Below are 17,523 nucleotides of genomic sequence, written 5' to 3'. Positions count from 1 at the left end.
ACTGGAGGTAAGCTGTGATACCCGTTGTTTGCATTGTCGGCGCCAAAAAAACGGGCAAAACGACTTTAATGGAAAAGCTGATACCGGAACTCAGGAAGCGAGGCCACAGGGTTGGCACCGTTAAGCACGATGTTCACGATTTTTCAATAGACCACGAAGGAAAAGATACCTGGCGACATCGGCAGGCCGGATCGCGCACCGTTGTCATCTCTTCTCCAGGTAAGGTTGCCGTGATAAAAGAAGTTTCGCAGGAAATGACCCTATCCGAGATAGTGCAACGCTTCTTCTGGGAAGAAGATATAGTGATTGCAGAGGGATATAAGAATTCACCATTCCCGAAGATTGAAGTGCTGAGCCGTGAGAAAAACATTGTCCCTTTGTGCGGCGTCAAAGATCACCTGATAGCCACCTACGGAGGCGCACCGGAAAAATCCGAGGTGCCGCACTTCGGCTACGACTCTGTTGAAAGCCTGGCCCGGCTTATTGAAGACAGATACCTTAAAAGCAGGAAGCGCCGTTTTGTTTCGGTTGTTGCAGACGGGAAAAACATTCCGTTAAACGACTTCGTTGAAACAATCGTCGGAAACACGGTGGAAGGGCTTTTGAAATCCCTTAAGGGGTGGGGAAGCCCTATGCAGGTAACGATAACCCTGCTCAACAGAGAGGCGACCGATAAGGAGTAATGGAGAAGAAGGTTACGGGGGTTATTCTTGCAGGAGGCAAGAGTAGCCGTTTTGGTCAAAATAAGGCACTGGTCGAAATCGGGGGTGAGCGTCTAATTGACAGAAGCCTCCGTATGTTAAGTAAAAGCTTTTCCCCCCTGTTGATAGTCGCATCGGATCTGCTCAACTATGCGGGCCTTCCTGCCATCCTGACAAAAGATGTCGTGCCCGTTCCGGGCCCTTTAACCGGAATATATACTGCTCTCCTGTTCAGCCCCAACGAGTGGATTTTCGTTCGAGCCGTTGACATGCCCTTCCTGAACGGCTCATTGGTTGAGCTGTTTTTCGGCACTCTGTCCGACTCGATAGATGCCGTTATTCCCGTTACCGGACGGGGATACGAACCTCTTTGCGCTTTTTACCGTCGCACCTGTCTAAAACACATAGCAAAAGTGCTGGAGTCAGGAGGGGGCAGAATTATCGAGTTTTTCCCCAAAATTCGTGTGCGCGAGATAAGGGAAGAAGACTGGAAAAATGTCGATCCAGGGGGGATGAGCTTTTACAACATCAACACCCGAGAAGACCTGCTGGAGCTTCGACGGAGTGGACTTTTATAAAGCCCTGTCAACGGTGAAAAGTTTTGCAGAGGAGCTCGAAAAGGAGTGGGTCTCTCTGGATCGAGCTCCGGGAAGAGTTTGTGGTTCGACGATCCGTGCTTCTCTGTCCGTTCCGTCATCTCCTCTGTCCAGATGGGACGGATTTGCCGTCGGGTCGATAGACACTGCCACCGCTTCGGTTAGTCGGCCCGTAGCCCTTGAGATAGTTCAGAGCGAACCCATAACAGCGGGCTCTTACACAGAACCTGAAGTTGCTCCCGGAAGGTGCGCAAAAATAATGACCGGAGGGCTCATACCCCCGGGATGCGACGCCGTGGTCAGGTATGAGGACGTAACGGAAAGAGAAGGCAGGATTTTCGTCAGGTCACCCGTTTCTGCCGGGGATGGGATCATAAAGACAGGTCAATTAATCCGTAAAGGCCAGATCATTACACGGAAGGGAACGGTGATCTCGCCATACAATCTCTGCATACTGGCGGAAACGGGTGCGGCAACGCTACCGGCTTTCAGGAAGCCTCGAATAGGTATTCTGGCCATAGGAGACGAACTCCTTCTTCCCGGCGAAAGGCTTGATGGTCCAAAAAGGTATGCAGGAGGGCAATACTTTCTTGCAGGCCTCGCCGAGAAGGTTTTCGGAGCTTTTGTACTGAATCTCGGGATAGTCAGGGACAGCCCCGAAGAAATCGAAAAGACGGTAAAATCGGTGAAGTGCATCGATCTTCTCGTTACCACCGGAGGAACCGGCAAAGGTACAAAGGACCACATAGATGCCCTGTGGAAAACCCTCAATGTTAAGGAGTTGTTTTCGGGTTTAAACATAAAACCCGGAAAATCTTCCAGATGTGGAATTTTTAACGACACGCTCTGGCTTGCCCTGCCGGGGGGTGCAATGGGCGGTGTGGTGATTTTTACCGAAGTTCTCAACGAAATTGCGAAAATATGGTATGATCGCCGGGAAGTCTTGACCCCAAGGATACGGGTTGAGGTTTCCCTGACCCCTGATGGCAACGGTTTTGAACCGGGTAGTAATTATCTGAGTTTTTTGGGGTTTGTTGAGAGAAAGGACGGAGAGTTTATGTTCCGTCTTCAAGACGATAATATCTACAGATCCGTAAATGCTTACATTATCGTTCCACCCGGAGAGAACATTGTACCGGGTTATACCACCGAAGCTACTTTGCTCATGTCAGGATGGGATTGAGGGTATTATGCTCAAAGGCTCTTTCCTTGAAACTCACTACTATTCTTTCCTGGAAAAAACCTTTGTACCGGTGCTCGTCAAATTGAAGCTTCGCCCCAATCACCTAAGTATCATGGGGCTGATAAGCAGTGTTATTTCAGGAATCTGTTTTGCCTTCTCACCTTTCTGGGGAGGGGTATTTGCACTTCTTTCCGGTCTCTTCGATACTCTGGACGGATCTCTTGCAAGAAGCACGGGTCAGACAAAGAAAGCCGGCGCTTTTCTGGATTCCGTGCTTGATCGGTACACAGAACTCGTGATCTTCCTTGGGATATGGACTTACTTTTACCGTATTAACTACCACATACACTTGGTATCTCTTCTAATAATACTGATTCTGTTCGGATCACTTATGGTAAGTTACACCCGTGCCCGAGCAGAAGGCCTGGGCGAAAAATGCATGGTAGGTGCCTTCCAGAGAGCCGAAAGGATTATTCTTCTCGGGTGCACGGGTATAATTAATCTTTTTTATCCCAATCCGGGCATTGTTTTCGCAATACTCTGGGTTTTCCTGATCGGTACCAACACGACCGCCCTGTGGCGTTTTTTTCACGTTCTCAGAAACCTGAAACGCCAGGGACGGTAGACACCTTCAAAATCGGCACGAATTCAATAGCCCTCCGGCTCTTTGCACAGCCCGGATTCTCCGCGTGAACTACTCCGCCCTTACGGACGGAGCTTCTGTTAGGGATTAAGCCATCTGACGAGAGTTCTCCCACCCAGAAGACTCGCAAGGGGTTTCCTGCTTCAACGGGGGTTGACCGGTCCCCTCATCTGAGGAGACCCCGCCAGTGTCCTCTCCACAGGCGTAAGTTCGGGTCGCTCCGACCCTACTACCCGTGAGGTGGGTGAGCCCTTTTTTAATATGTTCACACTCGCAGCAATGCCTGTCAACAACAACGCCTTACGGCGTCGCTATGTATCCCCTCCTTTGCGCAATGGGACTTACAGCGTAAATTCAGTTAAAAACCGGGCATCCTGAACGCCGGGATTTCCTGTTTTGCCTAATCCTTTACTGTATCAACAAGAAATAAACTGCCTTATGGAACTTCATGAAGATCTATCTTCTGTAGCACTATCCTGTCATCCTCACGATAAATCTCAAAGGCGTCCCCTATGGAAAAACCCAGCTGGTCAATAAGAAGCGATTTATTCAAGGTGATGCTTCCACTCTGGCCTATAGTTCTCAGATTCTGAGTCTTTATAACAACTCCGGGTTTGCGTTCACGCCTGCGGATAACCACAGGCCTTTCACTCCGGGGCTCTCTTTCAGGCATTTCTGCAGGAATTGAGAGTTCCGGCTTCCTGTGCTCAACATATTCAACCACAGGAGCAGCCGGCTGGCCTCTATGAGCTAAACCCTGCTGCGCGGTCTTTGCCTGAACCTGAGGCTGAGACGAACCCTGAACACCCGAAGGTTTGCTACCTGCCGATTGTGCCTTCTTTCTTCCGAAATCCACAGGCGGAATTTCCCCGAGCTCCATTAATCCCTTCATGTAAAGATCCTGAACCTCACTTTTAAAGCGCAATCCAAAAAGCTTTTGAACCGCTTCTATGGATCGGCCATTTCTGATCTCATTGACAATGAGCTTGGGATCTATGTTTTTGTACTCAACTTCCATCTGCCAAACCCTCCTATGGGCCTATTTTCCGATTCAGGACAAAATACCCCATCTTTGTTCCAATATACGAAACACTGTCCTGATATTTTAAGCAATTTGAGACCGGGGGCGGCGATAACCTAAGAACGCACCCCCAATTTGTCAATATGAAAAAAACGAATTAAAACCCAAAATAATCACGGATATTATCTGAAGTCCCTATTAAAAGCTCAATAACCCGTTCCGCCGCCTTTTCACTTAAAGTGCCGCACCCACAACTGGGAGTAATTATAGCACGCTCCGCCACCCACCTATCCGGAGCTCCCAACTTTCCAAAAAGCGCTATTGCCCGCTCGAACAACTCCCTCGAAGTCTCACAAAAGACCTTTTCTTCTTCGTCAGTGGGAATCAATCCCCATGCAACCAGACCACCTCGCTCCAGGAAGGAAACTATCTGTGACCCGTAAATAAGAAATTTTTCGCCATAATTATATGCATCAAAATTCACAATATCAATGGAAGAATTCAACAGAAGGGACCAATCGGTATTGGCGCAAACGTGGATTCCGATAAGAGCTCCCGCAGGCTTCAAGATCGACACAACCTCGTTAATAAGGTTGCTCACGAAACCATGCGAAATGCTTATGAAAGCCGAAGAACCGAACCCCGCCAGAGCGGGTTCATCGTAAAATATAATTACCCTGTCGCTAAGCTCCTTCAACTGATAAAGCTGCCACAAACCTTTCATGGCCAGATGTCGGGTAACGACGTCCACCATGCGGTCATCGTATAACAGGAGCCTTCCACGATGATCCCTGAGACCGCTCAACAGTGTAAAGGGTCCAACAACCTGACCCTTAACGGCCTTAACGGGAAGCCTTTTTTTCAGTGCTTCCACAAAAAAACGAAAAGTTCGGCCCGTTTCGGGGCCGAAGGCAAATCTTTCCGATTTCTTGATCGACGGCGGGTCCTCGGAAATCCTTACGCAGTCGTCATAAAAATCATACAATTCCTTCTCAAAAAGCTCATCTTCCGTGTTAACAAAAACCCTTCCGTCGGTCTTCCGCAGTCCCGGAAGGCCTTCTAAATATTGCTCCATCATACTTTCTGCAGGATATGGAGAAAGCTGAGGCCAGAAAGGCATGTCCCTTACGTTAGACAGGACGAGATCCATCACGACGGTTCTATCCTTGTGAGGCATTGATCCGACCATTGTCGGTACCGCACGGGGTAACCACGAACCTGACACGGGCAAATCCTCCTTTTCTTCGCACAGCCGAAAAGTTTGCACCAGAAGCAAGGGTACAGGCAAAAAGGGGCTTCGTAAAGAGTACCCCCTATAATAAATAGCTAATTTCACCCCCACCGTCCCGATACGAAATAACCCCTCTTAAAAAGTTATCGAATATCCTTTATTTTGACTTTACATTCCTGAGCCCTCTCGGCAAAGACTATTTGTCGATTTTTATCAGGGTAGCCAAATCTGTAATCGGCACAGCAGGAGGAAAGGCTTATGACGCAGGATTTAAGGCAAATGTACCGCAGGATCGTATCGGATCACTTTCCTGAGGAAATAACCATAACCTTTGGCAATCAGAAGCTGGTTTACAAAAAACGGACCTGGAAGATCAGGCAGGATTCCGGGGAAATCGTTGAACAGGGCCTAAGATACGGCGAAAACCCCGATCAGCAGGCGGCATTGTACGAACTGGTAGGAGGAAACCTGATTCTTGGAGACTGCCAGTACATCGATCCGGGAAAAGGTCTGGTGAGCTCAATTACGGAAGAAGATCTTTTACAGTCCGGAAAGCACCCCGGGAAAATAAATCTCACAGATGTGGATAACGGTCTTAACGTGTTAAAATTTCTCATGGAAAAACCAACGGCCCTGATCCTGAAACACAACAACCCCTGTGGGGCTGCATCCGGTGGGTCTCTTGCCGAGGCATTCCTCAGAGCCTATCGTGCGGACCGCGTAGCGGCTTTTGGCGGTTGCGTGGTCCTGAACAGACCGATCGATAAAGAAACGGCAGAAGCGATTTCCGCTCACTATCTCGAGGTAGTCGCCGCCCCGGAGTTCGAGGACGGCACGCTTGAGATTCTCAAAAAAAGGAAGGATCTCAGGCTCATACGCATAAGTAGGATAGACAGACTGGCCGACTATTGCAAATACCGCTACATCGATTTTAAATCCCTGATAGACGGAGGTTTAATAGTCCAGCAGTCTCAAATTAACCGTATAATGACCCCCGATGACTTCATTCCCGCCACGGCGGAACATAACGGAAGGGTTTACAAAATCAAGCGCAAACCGACAGAACGGGAAGCCAGAGACCTCCTGTTCGGGTGGTTCGTGGAGCAGGGCGTAACGTCCAATTCAGTTCTATACGTTAAAGACGAGTGCACGGTAGCCATAGGCACGGGAGAACAGGATCGCGTGGGTGTTGCCGAAATTGCCGTTTTTAAGGCTTACCAGAAGTATGCCGACGCCCTGTGCTACGATCGCCACAAAATGTCTTACAAAGAGCTTGAGCTTGCCGTTCGAAAGGGCGAAAAGTCCGAAGAGCTTCTGAAGGAAATTGACGACGAAACCAGAGAGGCTCGAGGGGGTCTAAATGGGGCCGTAATGGTTTCGGACGGCTTCTTTCCTTTCAGGGACGGAGTGGACGTGGGCATCAGAGAAGGTATAACGGCGGTGATACAGCCCGGTGGCTCGGTCAGAGACTGGGAAGTAATAGAAGCCTGCAACGAAGCAAATGTGGCCATGGTATTTACCGGACAGAGGGCCTTTAAACACTGATAAGCCATGAATACACAAAGAACCCTTGAGGAGCGGGCAATATCGTACCGTCTCGACGACTACGACTATGATCTGCCTCCGGAGCTTATAGCTCAGATGCCGGCAGACCGCCGTGATGAATCTCGACTTATGGTTCTGGATCGACGATCACGCACGTGGGAGCACAGGGTCTTTTCCGAGATCGTCCACCTTTTGAGGCCCGGTGACGTTCTTGTGTTAAACAATACCAGGGTGGTCCGGGCACGGCTTACGGCAAGGAAGCCCTCCGGCGGTAAAGTAGAACTCCTGATACTAAACCCCTTTGAAGGCCGGGAAAGTCAGAAAGGAAAAGAGTATGGGTGCATAACCCGGTCCTCTAAACCGTTAAAACCCGGAATGATACTTACCCTGGAAAACGCTTCCGAAGATATTCAAATAGAGATAGCCGAAGTTCCCGAACCCGGGAAAGCACACATCAGATTACGCACAGACCTTCCGCTTCTTTCGGTATTAGAACGGTTTGGCTCCGTACCGCTTCCACCATACATCCGGAGAAATGAGGCGAACAGGAAAAAGCTGTTGAGTCTCGACCTGAGCCGTTATCAAACCGTATATGCCCTGAAGCCCGGCGCCGTGGCCGCCCCGACTGCCGGATTTCACTTTACGGAAAACCTTCTCGAGGAACTCCGGAATAAAGGAATTTTTCTGGCTTACCTGACCCTGCATGTGGGTTACGGAACCTTTGCGCCTGTTAGATCAGAAGACATACGCCATCACGTAATGCACTCTGAATGGTGCGAAATAGATGATTCCTGTGTTAACACAATCGAAGAAGCAAGGCGTTCCGGCGGAAGGGTGATCGCCGTAGGCACGACCTGCGTAAGAGCCCTCGAGTGGGTGATGACAAACCTTGGAAAGCTGCAACCCCATGCGGGCTGGTGTGATCACTACATCTACCCGGGCTACCGGTTCAAGATTGTGGATGCCATGGTCACAAACTTCCACTTACCCCGTTCAACTCTTCTTCTACTGGTTGCGGCTTTTGCAGGTAAAGACTTCATCCTGGCCGCTTACCGGGAAGCAGTAAGAGAGCGCTATCGCTTTTTTAGCTATGGCGACGCCATGCTGATAACCTAAAAATCCAGGGGTGATCGATCCGATGGATAGGGTTTTCTCCTTTTCCGTTTTGAATAAAGATCCGTCGTGCAATGCAAGACTGGGCCGCCTTCATACGGCTCACGGTTCCGTGGATACTCCCGTCTTCATGCCCGTGGGTACCCAGGCAACGGTAAAAAGTCTTGACCCCGAGGATCTTCAAAAAATGAACTGCCGCATTATTCTCGGCAACACCTATCATCTTTACCTGAGGCCGGGGACAGAGGTGATTTCTCGATTTGGCGGTCTCCACGGCTTCATGGGATGGGATGGGGCTATTCTTACGGACAGTGGAGGCTTTCAGGTTTTCAGCCTTGCGAAAATCCGGGAAATATCCGAGGAAGGAGTCCTGTTCCATTCCCACATCGACGGGTCCAGGCATATGATGACGCCGGAAAAGGCGATAGAGATTCAGGAAATCCTTGGATCCGACATTGCCATGAGTTTTGACGAGTGTACCCCCTACCCCGTTGACAGGGAATATGCTCGCCTGTCGATGGAGCGCACCTTGAGGTGGGCTATCAGGGGCAAAAAGAGGCATGGGAAGGTGGATCAGGCCCTTTTCGGGATAGTTCAGGGCAGTGTTTTTGCTGACCTTCGCATGGAATGCCTTGAACGGCTTGTGGAAATCGGTTTTGACGGCTACGCTCTGGGAAGCCTTTCGGTAGGAGAACCGAAAGAGATGATGCTGGAAGTTCTCGAAAAAACGCTCCCCCAGTTTCCCGAAGATGCACCAAGGTATCTGATGGGGGTTGGGACTCCCGAAGACATCGTCGAAGGAGTAAGGCTCGGTGTGGATATGTTCGATTGCGTACTGCCCACGAGAAATGCCCGTAATGGAACTCTTTTCACCTCCTTCGGCAGGATAAATATCAAAAATTCCGCCTATGTTGTGGACGGATCTCCCGTAGATCCCGAGTGTGACTGCTATACCTGTCGAAAATTCAGCAGGGCCTATTTAAGGCATCTTTATGTGTCTAGAGAGCTTCTCGCTTACCGCCTGAACACCATCCACAATGTTCATTATTACCTGTCCCTGATGGAGAAAATTCGGGAAGCCATTACAAAAGGGAATTTCATGGAGTGGCGAAAGGAATTTTACGCAAAAAGATGGGAACAAAATGAAGCTGAACTTCATTTTCGTGGGTAAAACGGGGCACAGGGACATGGGGCGGTTGATTAAATTCTATGCAGATAGGTTGGCCCGTTTTACCCGAATTGAGATCAAAACGGTACGTGAAGAAAAAATTACCTCTTCAAAAACCCCCGAATTGATACTACAGGCAGAAGGAAAGCGCATTCTGGACGCCACCGATCCTTCCGACGTACTGGTAGTCTGGGATTCCAGCGGTGAAATGATGTCATCGGTTGAGTATGCGGAGGTCCTTGGTGCATGGGAACGGCAGGGAATAAAGCGGGTCTCGATGGTTATCGGAGGACCCCTTGGCATCGGCTCGGAAGTAAAAAAAGCGGCTCAGAAAATTTTCTCCCTATCACCGATGACGTTTCCTCACGATCTGGCGCGTGTTATAGTACTTGAGCAAACTTACAGGGCCTTTTCAATTATCCGGGGGATACCCTATCATAAGTAGTCAACGATAAGTGTAATCGGAGTAAACCATGGAGCACGAATTCGACTTTCTCGTGATCGGAAGTGGCATAGCAGGGCTTACCTTTGCACTGAAAGCGGCATCCATGGGCACGGTCGCCATCGTAACCAAAAAAGACAAGCTTGAGACGTCAACCAATTATGCCCAGGGGGGCATAGCTTCTGCCCTGGGGCCCGACGACTCTTTTGATCTGCACATTCAGGACACCCTTGCAGCCGGAGACGGTCTCTGCAAGAGAGAAATCGTAGAACTGGTCGTAAGATCGGCTCCGGAGCGTATAAAAGAACTCGTTGAGTGGGGAGTTGAGTTTACCCGAAGAGGTGATGGCCCTCTGGAATTCGATCTGGGTAGAGAAGGAGGACACAGCAGGAACCGCATTGTCCACGCCCAGGATATGACGGGTCAGGCCATCGAAAAAGCACTTATCAGGGCCGCAGAAAAACACCCTAACATAACCATCTTTGAAAATACCTTTGCCATAGACCTCATAGTTGAGTACGAGGGCTTCAGGATTGGAGACATTCTCAGAAATCAGAGAAAAACCTGCTGGGGGGTTTATGCCCTGAGGAGAGAGTCTTCGGAGGTTGATGTTTTTCTGGCAAAAGCTACGGTTCTGTGTACCGGAGGAGCCGGAAAGGTATATCTTTACACCAGCAACCCCGACGTTGCTACGGGAGACGGACTTGCAATGGCTTATCGGGCAGGTGCCCGTCTGGCAAATCTGGAATTCGTGCAATTCCATCCAACCTGCCTTTACCATCCCAAGGCGAAGAACTTCCTCATATCGGAAGCCGTAAGAGGTGAAGGCGGGAGGCTCATAGACCGGCATGGCCGACCTTTCATGCACAAGTATCATCCTCTTGGGGATCTCGCCTTCAGAGACGTCGTTGCTAGGGCAATAGATACCGAAATGAAGCAGAGCGGCGATGACTGCGTATTCCTGGACATAACCCATCGCGGCAGAGACTTCCTGATCAAGCGATTCCCCAACATCTATCAAAAATGCCTCTCTTTGGGCATCGATATGGCAAAGGAACCGATTCCCGTCGTCCCTGCGGCTCACTACATGTGTGGCGGCATACAAACGGACAGCTTCGGAAGAACTTCCATAGAACGAGCTTATGCTATCGGTGAGTGTGCATGCACAGGGCTACACGGCGCAAATCGCCTTGCAAGTAATTCTTTGCTGGAAGCGGTGGTCTTCGCCCATCAGGCCTATCTGGATATTGCTGCCAACGCCGAATCCTTGAAAAAAGTAAAGTTCCCCGATGTAAAAAGTCTGGACAATCCCTTCCGGACAGCCCTGGAAGCCAACCAGAGTGAAATGGTCTTTATTGCCCACAATTGGGATGTTATCAGGAAAATTATGTGGAATTACGTGGGAATCGTAAGGCGTGATAAGAGGCTGGAGCTGGCTCAAAACCACATCGCACAGATACGAAGAGAAATCGAAGAACACATGCCGAATATACCCCTTAATACGGACGCCCTCGAATTACGCAATCTGTCTCTTGTAGCCCAGCTCATCGTGTCCTGTGCACTGAAACGAAAAGAAAGTCGGGGACTGCATTATAATCTGGATCACCCCAAAAAGGACGACGAAAAATGGCAAAAAGATACGATTATCGTAAGGGACAATGAATCAGAATAAGGGCTTCCTTTTTCTCGTCATTACATGTCTGGCTCTATGTTCCGTAGCTTCCTTTCTGGGAATCAGGATTTACAACGCCTTATCCACGGCATCGCCATGGCGCATTCAACGCATAGACATTAAGGGGAACAAACACCTTAGCAGGTCCGAAATATACGATGCTCTTGGGATACCTCAGGGAGCCTCGATATGGTGGTACTCCCTGCCGGACCTTGCGCAACGGCTGGAAAATCATCCATGGATACGGGAAGCCTTTGTAAGATGGGATTTTCCGCAGGTTCTATCCGTTGAGGTTCTTGAGCGCCAGCCCTTTGTCACACTGTGCTGTAATGAATGTTATTATATTGACAATTTCGGCGCAGTTTTCGATAAATGCAATGAGTGTTATTTGAGCTCCCGGGTTGTTAAAGTGGAACAGTGCAACGATGTCGTTATCGGTCAGGGAAAGATCGGCTATCTGCGTTCAGAGTTTCTTCAAAGGCTTTCCTCTTTGTTGAGGGCTGTGGCAGAAAATCGCTTCCCTGCTGGATCTTATGCTTTGAATTATAGTGCCGAAAGGGGGTTTTTGATAGATACCGAAAATATCCAGATTGTCCTTGGTTTTGAAGATTTTGACAGGCGCATCAAAATCGCCAAGAGGATTATGCAGAGGAATCTGATCAATTCCGAAAGGGACATAAAACTGGAACTCGATATCAGATATAGGCGGAAAGCCTATGTACGCCCGTGCTTGACGGACGGAAAGGAAAAACATGGCACGCGGTAATGAGATAATAGTTGGTCTTGATGTGGGTACCACCAAGATCTGCGCCGTAGTGGGTGAAGTCAACCCCGAGGGATTGAACATTATTGGCGTCGGAACTTCACCGTCCTACGGCATGCGCGGTGGTATGGTAATAAACGTGGACAAAACCGTCCAGGCAATAAAAAGAGCCGTCTCGGATGCCCAGTTTATGGCGGGCTGTGAAATTGAGCGTGTACATGTGGGAATTGCCGGAACGCACATCAAGAGCGAGAACAGCACGGGGGTTGTGGCAATAAAAAACCGTGAGGTTATGCCCGGTGATATCGAGCGGGTGATGGATGCCGCTCAAGCAATAGCCCTTCCCCACGATCGAGAAATTCTCCATGTCATCCCTCAGGAATTTATAGTGGACGATCAAAAGGGAATCATGGACCCTCTGGGCATGAGTGGGGTCAGATTGGAGGTCAGGGTTCACATAGTCACGGTTGCATCAACAGCCCTCAGGAACATTGAAAAATGCTGTGAGAAAGCAGGATTATATGTCGAGAGCTTTTCTCTGGAGTCTCTTGCATCGAGCAAAGCCGTACTGTACCCGGACGAAAAGGAACTGGGAGTCGCCGTAATTGACATGGGGGGAGGAACCACGGACATTGCAATCTTCAGTCGCGGTTCGGTGAGACATACTGCGGTAATAGGTCTGGGGGGGAATAACATAACCAGTGACATCTCCGTGGGGCTGCGTACTTCCCTGGATGAAGCCGAACGCATCAAACGAGCTTACGGAAATGCTCTGGCCAGCAGGATAGATAAATCGGCCGATATAAGAGTTGGATCGGTAAGCGGTCACCACATGAAAAAGGTTGACCCACAGCTTCTGGGACGAATTATCGAAGCCAGAGTTGACGAAATACTCACCATCGTGGACTGGGAACTCACGAGATCGGGCTACGGAGACCAACTCCACGCCGGGATAGTCCTGACCGGTGGAGTTGCGCTGCTTCCGGGCATTAGAGAACTGGCCGAAACCATATTTGAGCTTCCCGTAAGAATAGGTTTTCCTTATGCCTTCGGGGGACTTCAAGATACCATCAAAAACCCCATGTTTTCCACTGCCGCCGGTTTGATTATGTCGGCCATTTCGGACTCAGAATATTCGGAGAAGATTTTTTCAAGAAGGAGTGTAGAATCAGAAGGATGGCTTGGAAGGATCTGGCAAAAATTGAAAACATGGCTGAATGAGCTTTAATAAACAAGGGGGATGAAAATGGATGGGAAAAAAAACCGGCCCAGGTATGATTTTTCCGGCTCCCATGGTAACGAAATGATGAACTCGGGGGATTTTGTAGAAACCCAGGCCCGAATTAAGGTTTTCGGGATTGGCGGTGCCGGAAACAACGCCATAAATAACATGATAAACTCGGGACTCGACGGAGTTGAATTCATAGCGGCCAATACAGATTACCAGATACTGCAAAGGTGTCACGCTCCGGTAAAGATTCAGCTCGGCACCACCCTTACCCGCGGTCTGGGAGCAGGAGGCAATCCGGAGCTCGGCGCCAAGGCGACAGAGGAAGAAGTGGAAAAAATCAAACAGGTACTGGACGGAAGCGATATGGTCTTCATTACTGCCGGTCTCGGTGGAGGAACCGGTACAGGAGGAGCTCCCGTAGTTGCAAGAGTCTGCAAGGAACTGGGCATATTGACCGTCGCCGTCGTAACCAAGCCTTTTTCTTTCGAAGGACGGGCCCGTATGAAAAATGCCATGGAAGGCCTATCAAGGCTTGAAGAGGTGGTGGATACCATCATCACCATACCCAACGACAGACTAACGACTCTTGCAGATAAACGGGCAACCTTCCTGGAAATGTTTAAGAAAGCCGACGATGTACTCTACTACGCCGTCAAAGGCATATCGGATCTCATCGTCAATCCCGGATACATAAACCTGGATTTTGCAGATGTTCGTTCCGTGATGAGCGAAGGCGGAATGGCGCTTATGGGCACCGGAATCGGCAGAGGAGAAAACCGTGCCTCCGATGCAGCAAATCAGGCCATTTCAAGCCCACTACTGGAAGATATTTCCATACACGGAGCAAAATCCATACTCGTAAATATCACCGCCGGCCCCGATCTGACCATGCACGAGTTCGAGGAGGTATCCAGCATTATAAACAGCGAGGTTGACGAAGACGCAGAGATATTCCTCGGAACTGCCATTGATCCGTCCTTTGGAGAGGAGCTTCGCGTTACCGTCATAGCTACCGGCATGGGATCGACGAGGAAACAGCAGGAAGGACGGGTTCAGCAGAGTCCCCGGGTTGTGAGACCCACGCGGGTCAGAACGGCGGACCCGATTGCCGAAAACATGATACCCGATCCGGATTATGTTTATCTCGAAGTTCCCCCCTTCGAAAGGCAGGGCCGTGGAAGAGGAGCGGAGATCCGCAGGGATCTAAACCGGAATCCCGACGAGGATCTGCAGGAAGATCGCCAGCAGAAAAAGCAATCCATTTTCAGGCGAATCCGAAAGGCCATAACGGAGGATGAGGATCTCACGATTCCAACCTTCATACGCAGGCAGGTTGATTGATGAAATGAGTCAATACCTTTTCCGGAGCATGGTTGAACCCCCAACGAAACCCAACAAGCTTCCTGTAGGTTTCGAACCCGAATCGGCAATCCGGCGCTTACGGGTCCATGTCGAAAGTTTCAGACCATGCTCTGGAAATTAAAACAAACCCAGCTTGAATGGCTTAAGCACGAACGAGGTACCGTCAAAAAAGACTGGGGAGGCAAGATAACCGTAGCTCTGGCCTTTCCCAACCGATATCATCTCGGCATGTCTAACCTGGGTTATCAGACCGTCTACGGCCTGTTTAATGTCCCGGACGATGTTGTCTGTGAAAGAGTCTTTTTTCCGGAACCCGAGGACGAAAAAATTCTGGAAAATGATCAAGGACCTCTTATCTCACTGGAATCTCAAAAACCCGTAAGAGACTTTGATTTTCTTATATTTTCCGTCCCTTTCGAAAACGATTACACAAACGTTTTGAAAATACTCAAGTGGGCCAAAATTCCTTTAAGATCGAAAGAGCGGACTGCCGAACACCCACTGGTTGCAATGGGAGGGGTGACGGCTTTTCTCAATCCCCAGGTCCTGGCCCCCTTCATGGATTTCGTATTCGTTGGAGAAGCAGAAGTATTCCAGAAAACATTCCTGGATTACTGCAGGTCTCAGCCCAGAGGCAAAAACCGCAGAGAATGGCTTCTTGAGCTTGCCCGTTCCGTAAAAGGAATTTATGTCCCTCAATTTTACCGTGAGGAGTACAACTCAGACGGCACATTGCGAACCGTTGAACCGGAATTTAAGGACCTCCCGGAGCGAATTCCCGTTCAAAAGGCCTTATCGGATTCCTTTACCATTGCCCGGTCCGTCATAACAACTCCCAAAACGGAATTCAGCGATGTTACCCTGGTTGAAATAGGCAGGGGATGCGGCAGAGGATGCAGATTTTGTGCTGCCGGTTACATCTACCGTCCCCCGAGGTTTCATCCGGGAGACTCAGTCGTCTCTTCTGTCCTGGGCAGAAGTTCCAGATGTGGCCTTATCAGTGCCGCAGTGGGAGATCATCCCGATATAGACCTTATATGCTCTGCACTTGCAGGGGAAAACATTCAGGTCTCCTTTTCGTCCCTGCGGGCAGACGGCCTCAGAGAATCGATCGTAAAAGCCCTTCAAACAGGCGATCATCACTCGGCCGCCATTGCTCCGGAGGCAGGGTCGGAAAAACTCAGGCGCTCTGTAAACAAGAAAATCAATGAAGAAACGATAATAAACGCCGTAGAAAGCTTCGTAAGGGCTCAGATGCGAAGCATCAAACTCTATTTTATGATAGGTCTCCCGACGGAAACACGTGAAGATGTGGAAGACATCGTAAGACTGGTAAAAAAAATCCGCCATGAGATGATGAAAACGGCCAGAGGAAAAGGAAACGCAGGAAATCTCGTGGTAAACGTTAACTGCTTCGTTCCCAAGCCATTTACCCCCTTTCAATGGGCATCTTTCGAACGGGTCGAAGAGCTGAAAGAAAGGATCAAGATACTCCGCAAAGGACTTGGAAAAGTCCCTAACGTCAGGTTTCACTCCGATATGCCCAAATGGGCCTACGTACAGGCTTTACTGGCCAGAGGAGACAGTCGAGTGGGAGATATCGTTGCAGCCGCGGTCGAATCAGGCTGGCAGCGTGCCATGAAGCAAAGCCAGTGGAATCCCGACTTCTGGGTTTACAGAGAACGGGGGGAAAGAGAATTTTTCCCCTGGGAAATTATAGATCATGGGATTCGCAAAGAATTTCTTCGCTCGGAGTACGAGCGGGCACTTCAGGGGATAGAGTCGCCGGGGTGTAATGAAAGGCCGTCATGCAAAATCTGTGGAGTCTGCAACAGGTATCGACAGGGCGGACAATAAAAAGTGTGGATTGCCCATCAGGAATGGATATAATTTAGCCGTCCTAATGCTAATTTTGCACAAAGCGGAAGGTAACCATGAGGTTTGCAGCAGAAGATTACTACGAAATCCTCGGCGTACCCCCAAACGCAACGAAGGAAGAAATAAAAAGAGCCTACAGGAAACTGGCTTTAGAATACCATCCCGACAGGAATCCCGGTAACCCGGAGGCAGAAGAACGATTCAAAAAAATCAGCGAAGCCTATGCCGTACTGATAGATCCGACCAAAAGAGCCGAATATGACAGGATGCGAGAGTTTTCCGGGAAGGGGCGGGACTACGAAAGATACGGCAGAAGGTTCTACTATTCTCAGGAAGATCTCTTTCAGACTCTTTTCCGTAATCCCGAAACCCTGGATCTTTTCCGGGAAATTCAGAGAGAACTTTCCAGAATGGGAATACGTTTCGACGAACAATTTTTTAACCGCATCTTTTTCGGTGGAAGAACCGTCCTCTTCGGGGGCTTCATATTCGGCCCCATGCATATCCAATACGGCCACAGGGAACGGAAAAGTGAAAGTTTCCAAAAGATTAACCTGGACGACTACATACCGAAACAAAGTAAACCGTCAATCTTGGAAAAGGGCCTTCGGCTTGTAGGATCTCTCGGAAAGAAGATCGGAGGTTTTATTCTCGAAAAAAGCGGGGTTCTTCCGCCGGCCCGTACTGCGCCACCAGAAGAACCCGAATCCGACGTATTTATGGACATAAACCTTCCCCGGGACGTAGCCGAAAAAGGCGGAAATATAACCGTGAAATTACCTCACCTTGATTCTTTAAAAACCGTAGAGGTTAAAATACCTGCCGGAGTAAGAGAGGGTGTAAAAATCCGACTTAAGGGCATGGGCCACGTAAGCTCTAACGACGGCAAGCGAGGCGATCTGTACCTCAGGGTAAAGCTCACCTGAAAACCCCAAAAAAGACCCTCGCCCGATTATCCCACTTGTAAACCAATC

The 17,523-nt window shown here is 49.5% G+C and carries 16 protein-coding genes; 14 read left to right on the top strand and 2 right to left on the bottom strand.

Features of this window, described 5'->3' with window-relative positions:
- The first annotated feature begins 14 nt into the window (after nucleotides 1-14).
- From mobB to BM091_RS04315, 4 genes are read left to right on the top strand one after another with little or no spacing between them, the layout of a single operon-like run.
- Complete coding sequence (gene mobB / locus BM091_RS04330; RefSeq protein WP_218148808.1) at nucleotides 15-683, top strand: molybdopterin-guanine dinucleotide biosynthesis protein B; 669 nt, start codon at nucleotides 15-17, stop codon at nucleotides 681-683.
- Nucleotides 683-1,279, top strand: coding sequence for a molybdenum cofactor guanylyltransferase (gene mobA / locus BM091_RS04325; protein WP_093393762.1), 597 nt, complete (start codon nucleotides 683-685; stop codon nucleotides 1,277-1,279). The genes mobB and mobA overlap by 1 nt, the downstream gene beginning before the upstream one ends.
- On the top strand, nucleotides 1,266-2,480 hold the full coding sequence (locus BM091_RS04320; RefSeq protein ID WP_093393760.1) for a molybdopterin molybdotransferase MoeA: 1,215 nt from the start codon (nucleotides 1,266-1,268) through the stop codon (nucleotides 2,478-2,480). The genes mobA and BM091_RS04320 overlap by 14 nt, the downstream gene beginning before the upstream one ends.
- 7 nt (nucleotides 2,481-2,487) lie before the next feature.
- The gene (locus BM091_RS04315) at nucleotides 2,488-3,105 is read left to right on the top strand and encodes a CDP-alcohol phosphatidyltransferase family protein (protein WP_177193522.1); all 618 of its coding nucleotides are present in this window, start codon (nucleotides 2,488-2,490) and stop codon (nucleotides 3,103-3,105) included.
- A gap of 454 nt (nucleotides 3,106-3,559) precedes the next feature.
- Here BM091_RS04315 and BM091_RS04310 read toward each other — a convergent pair whose 3' ends face one another.
- Together BM091_RS04310 and BM091_RS04305 are read right to left on the bottom strand one after the other, a co-directional pair.
- Nucleotides 3,560-4,141: an AbrB/MazE/SpoVT family DNA-binding domain-containing protein gene (locus BM091_RS04310; protein WP_093393757.1), complete on the bottom strand. Its 582-nt coding sequence runs from the start codon at nucleotides 4,139-4,141 to the stop codon at nucleotides 3,560-3,562.
- A 160-nt stretch (nucleotides 4,142-4,301) separates the two neighbouring features.
- Nucleotides 4,302-5,369 (bottom strand): uroporphyrinogen decarboxylase/cobalamine-independent methonine synthase family protein, encoded by a 1,068-nt coding sequence (locus tag BM091_RS04305; protein ID WP_093393756.1) that lies wholly within the window; start codon nucleotides 5,367-5,369, stop codon nucleotides 4,302-4,304.
- Between the two features lie 264 nt (nucleotides 5,370-5,633).
- On the opposite strand from BM091_RS04305, the gene BM091_RS04300 reads away from it, so the two are divergent.
- The 10 genes from BM091_RS04300 to BM091_RS14385 all read left to right on the top strand — a co-directional run bounded on the left by BM091_RS04300 (nucleotide 5,634) and on the right by BM091_RS14385 (nucleotide 17,475).
- On the top strand, nucleotides 5,634-6,920 hold the full coding sequence (locus BM091_RS04300) for an IMP cyclohydrolase (RefSeq protein WP_093393754.1): 1,287 nt from the start codon (nucleotides 5,634-5,636) through the stop codon (nucleotides 6,918-6,920).
- 6 nt (nucleotides 6,921-6,926) lie between these two features.
- Nucleotides 6,927-8,036: a tRNA preQ1(34) S-adenosylmethionine ribosyltransferase-isomerase QueA gene (queA, locus tag BM091_RS04295; protein WP_093393753.1), complete on the top strand. Its 1,110-nt coding sequence runs from the start codon at nucleotides 6,927-6,929 to the stop codon at nucleotides 8,034-8,036.
- 22 nt (nucleotides 8,037-8,058) lie between these two features.
- Nucleotides 8,059-9,204, top strand: coding sequence for a tRNA guanosine(34) transglycosylase Tgt (gene tgt, locus BM091_RS04290; protein ID WP_093393751.1), 1,146 nt, complete (start codon nucleotides 8,059-8,061; stop codon nucleotides 9,202-9,204).
- The gene (locus tag BM091_RS04285; RefSeq protein ID WP_093393750.1) at nucleotides 9,176-9,646 is read left to right on the top strand and encodes a 23S rRNA (pseudouridine(1915)-N(3))-methyltransferase RlmH; all 471 of its coding nucleotides are present in this window, start codon (nucleotides 9,176-9,178) and stop codon (nucleotides 9,644-9,646) included. The genes tgt and BM091_RS04285 overlap by 29 nt, the downstream gene beginning before the upstream one ends.
- Nucleotides 9,647-9,674: 28 nt before the next feature.
- Complete coding sequence (gene nadB, locus BM091_RS04280) at nucleotides 9,675-11,315, top strand: L-aspartate oxidase (RefSeq protein ID WP_093393748.1); 1,641 nt, start codon at nucleotides 9,675-9,677, stop codon at nucleotides 11,313-11,315.
- Nucleotides 11,302-12,081, top strand: a complete 780-nt coding sequence (locus BM091_RS04275) for a cell division protein FtsQ/DivIB (RefSeq protein WP_093393747.1) — start codon at nucleotides 11,302-11,304, stop codon at nucleotides 12,079-12,081. The genes nadB and BM091_RS04275 overlap by 14 nt, the downstream gene beginning before the upstream one ends.
- Nucleotides 12,068-13,306: a cell division protein FtsA gene (gene ftsA, locus BM091_RS04270; RefSeq protein WP_093393745.1), complete on the top strand. Its 1,239-nt coding sequence runs from the start codon at nucleotides 12,068-12,070 to the stop codon at nucleotides 13,304-13,306. Before BM091_RS04275 ends, ftsA begins: the two co-directional genes overlap by 14 nt.
- A gap of 18 nt (nucleotides 13,307-13,324) precedes the next feature.
- A complete protein-coding gene (gene ftsZ / locus BM091_RS04265) occupies nucleotides 13,325-14,650 on the top strand; it encodes a cell division protein FtsZ (RefSeq protein ID WP_245735256.1) in 1,326 nt (441 codons plus the stop codon).
- 126 nt (nucleotides 14,651-14,776) lie between these two features.
- Nucleotides 14,777-16,528, top strand: coding sequence for a radical SAM protein (locus BM091_RS04260; RefSeq protein WP_093393744.1), 1,752 nt, complete (start codon nucleotides 14,777-14,779; stop codon nucleotides 16,526-16,528).
- 77 nt (nucleotides 16,529-16,605) lie between these two features.
- Nucleotides 16,606-17,475: a DnaJ domain-containing protein gene (locus BM091_RS14385; protein ID WP_093393742.1), complete on the top strand. Its 870-nt coding sequence runs from the start codon at nucleotides 16,606-16,608 to the stop codon at nucleotides 17,473-17,475.
- Nucleotides 17,476-17,523 lie beyond the last annotated feature (48 nt).

The sequence above is a fragment of the Thermodesulforhabdus norvegica genome (genome assembly GCF_900114975.1).
GTDB lineage: Bacteria > Desulfobacterota > Syntrophobacteria > Syntrophobacterales > Thermodesulforhabdaceae > Thermodesulforhabdus > Thermodesulforhabdus norvegica.
Note: the sequence above shows the minus strand (reverse complement) of the source record. Positions and strands in the feature narration are given on the sequence as shown.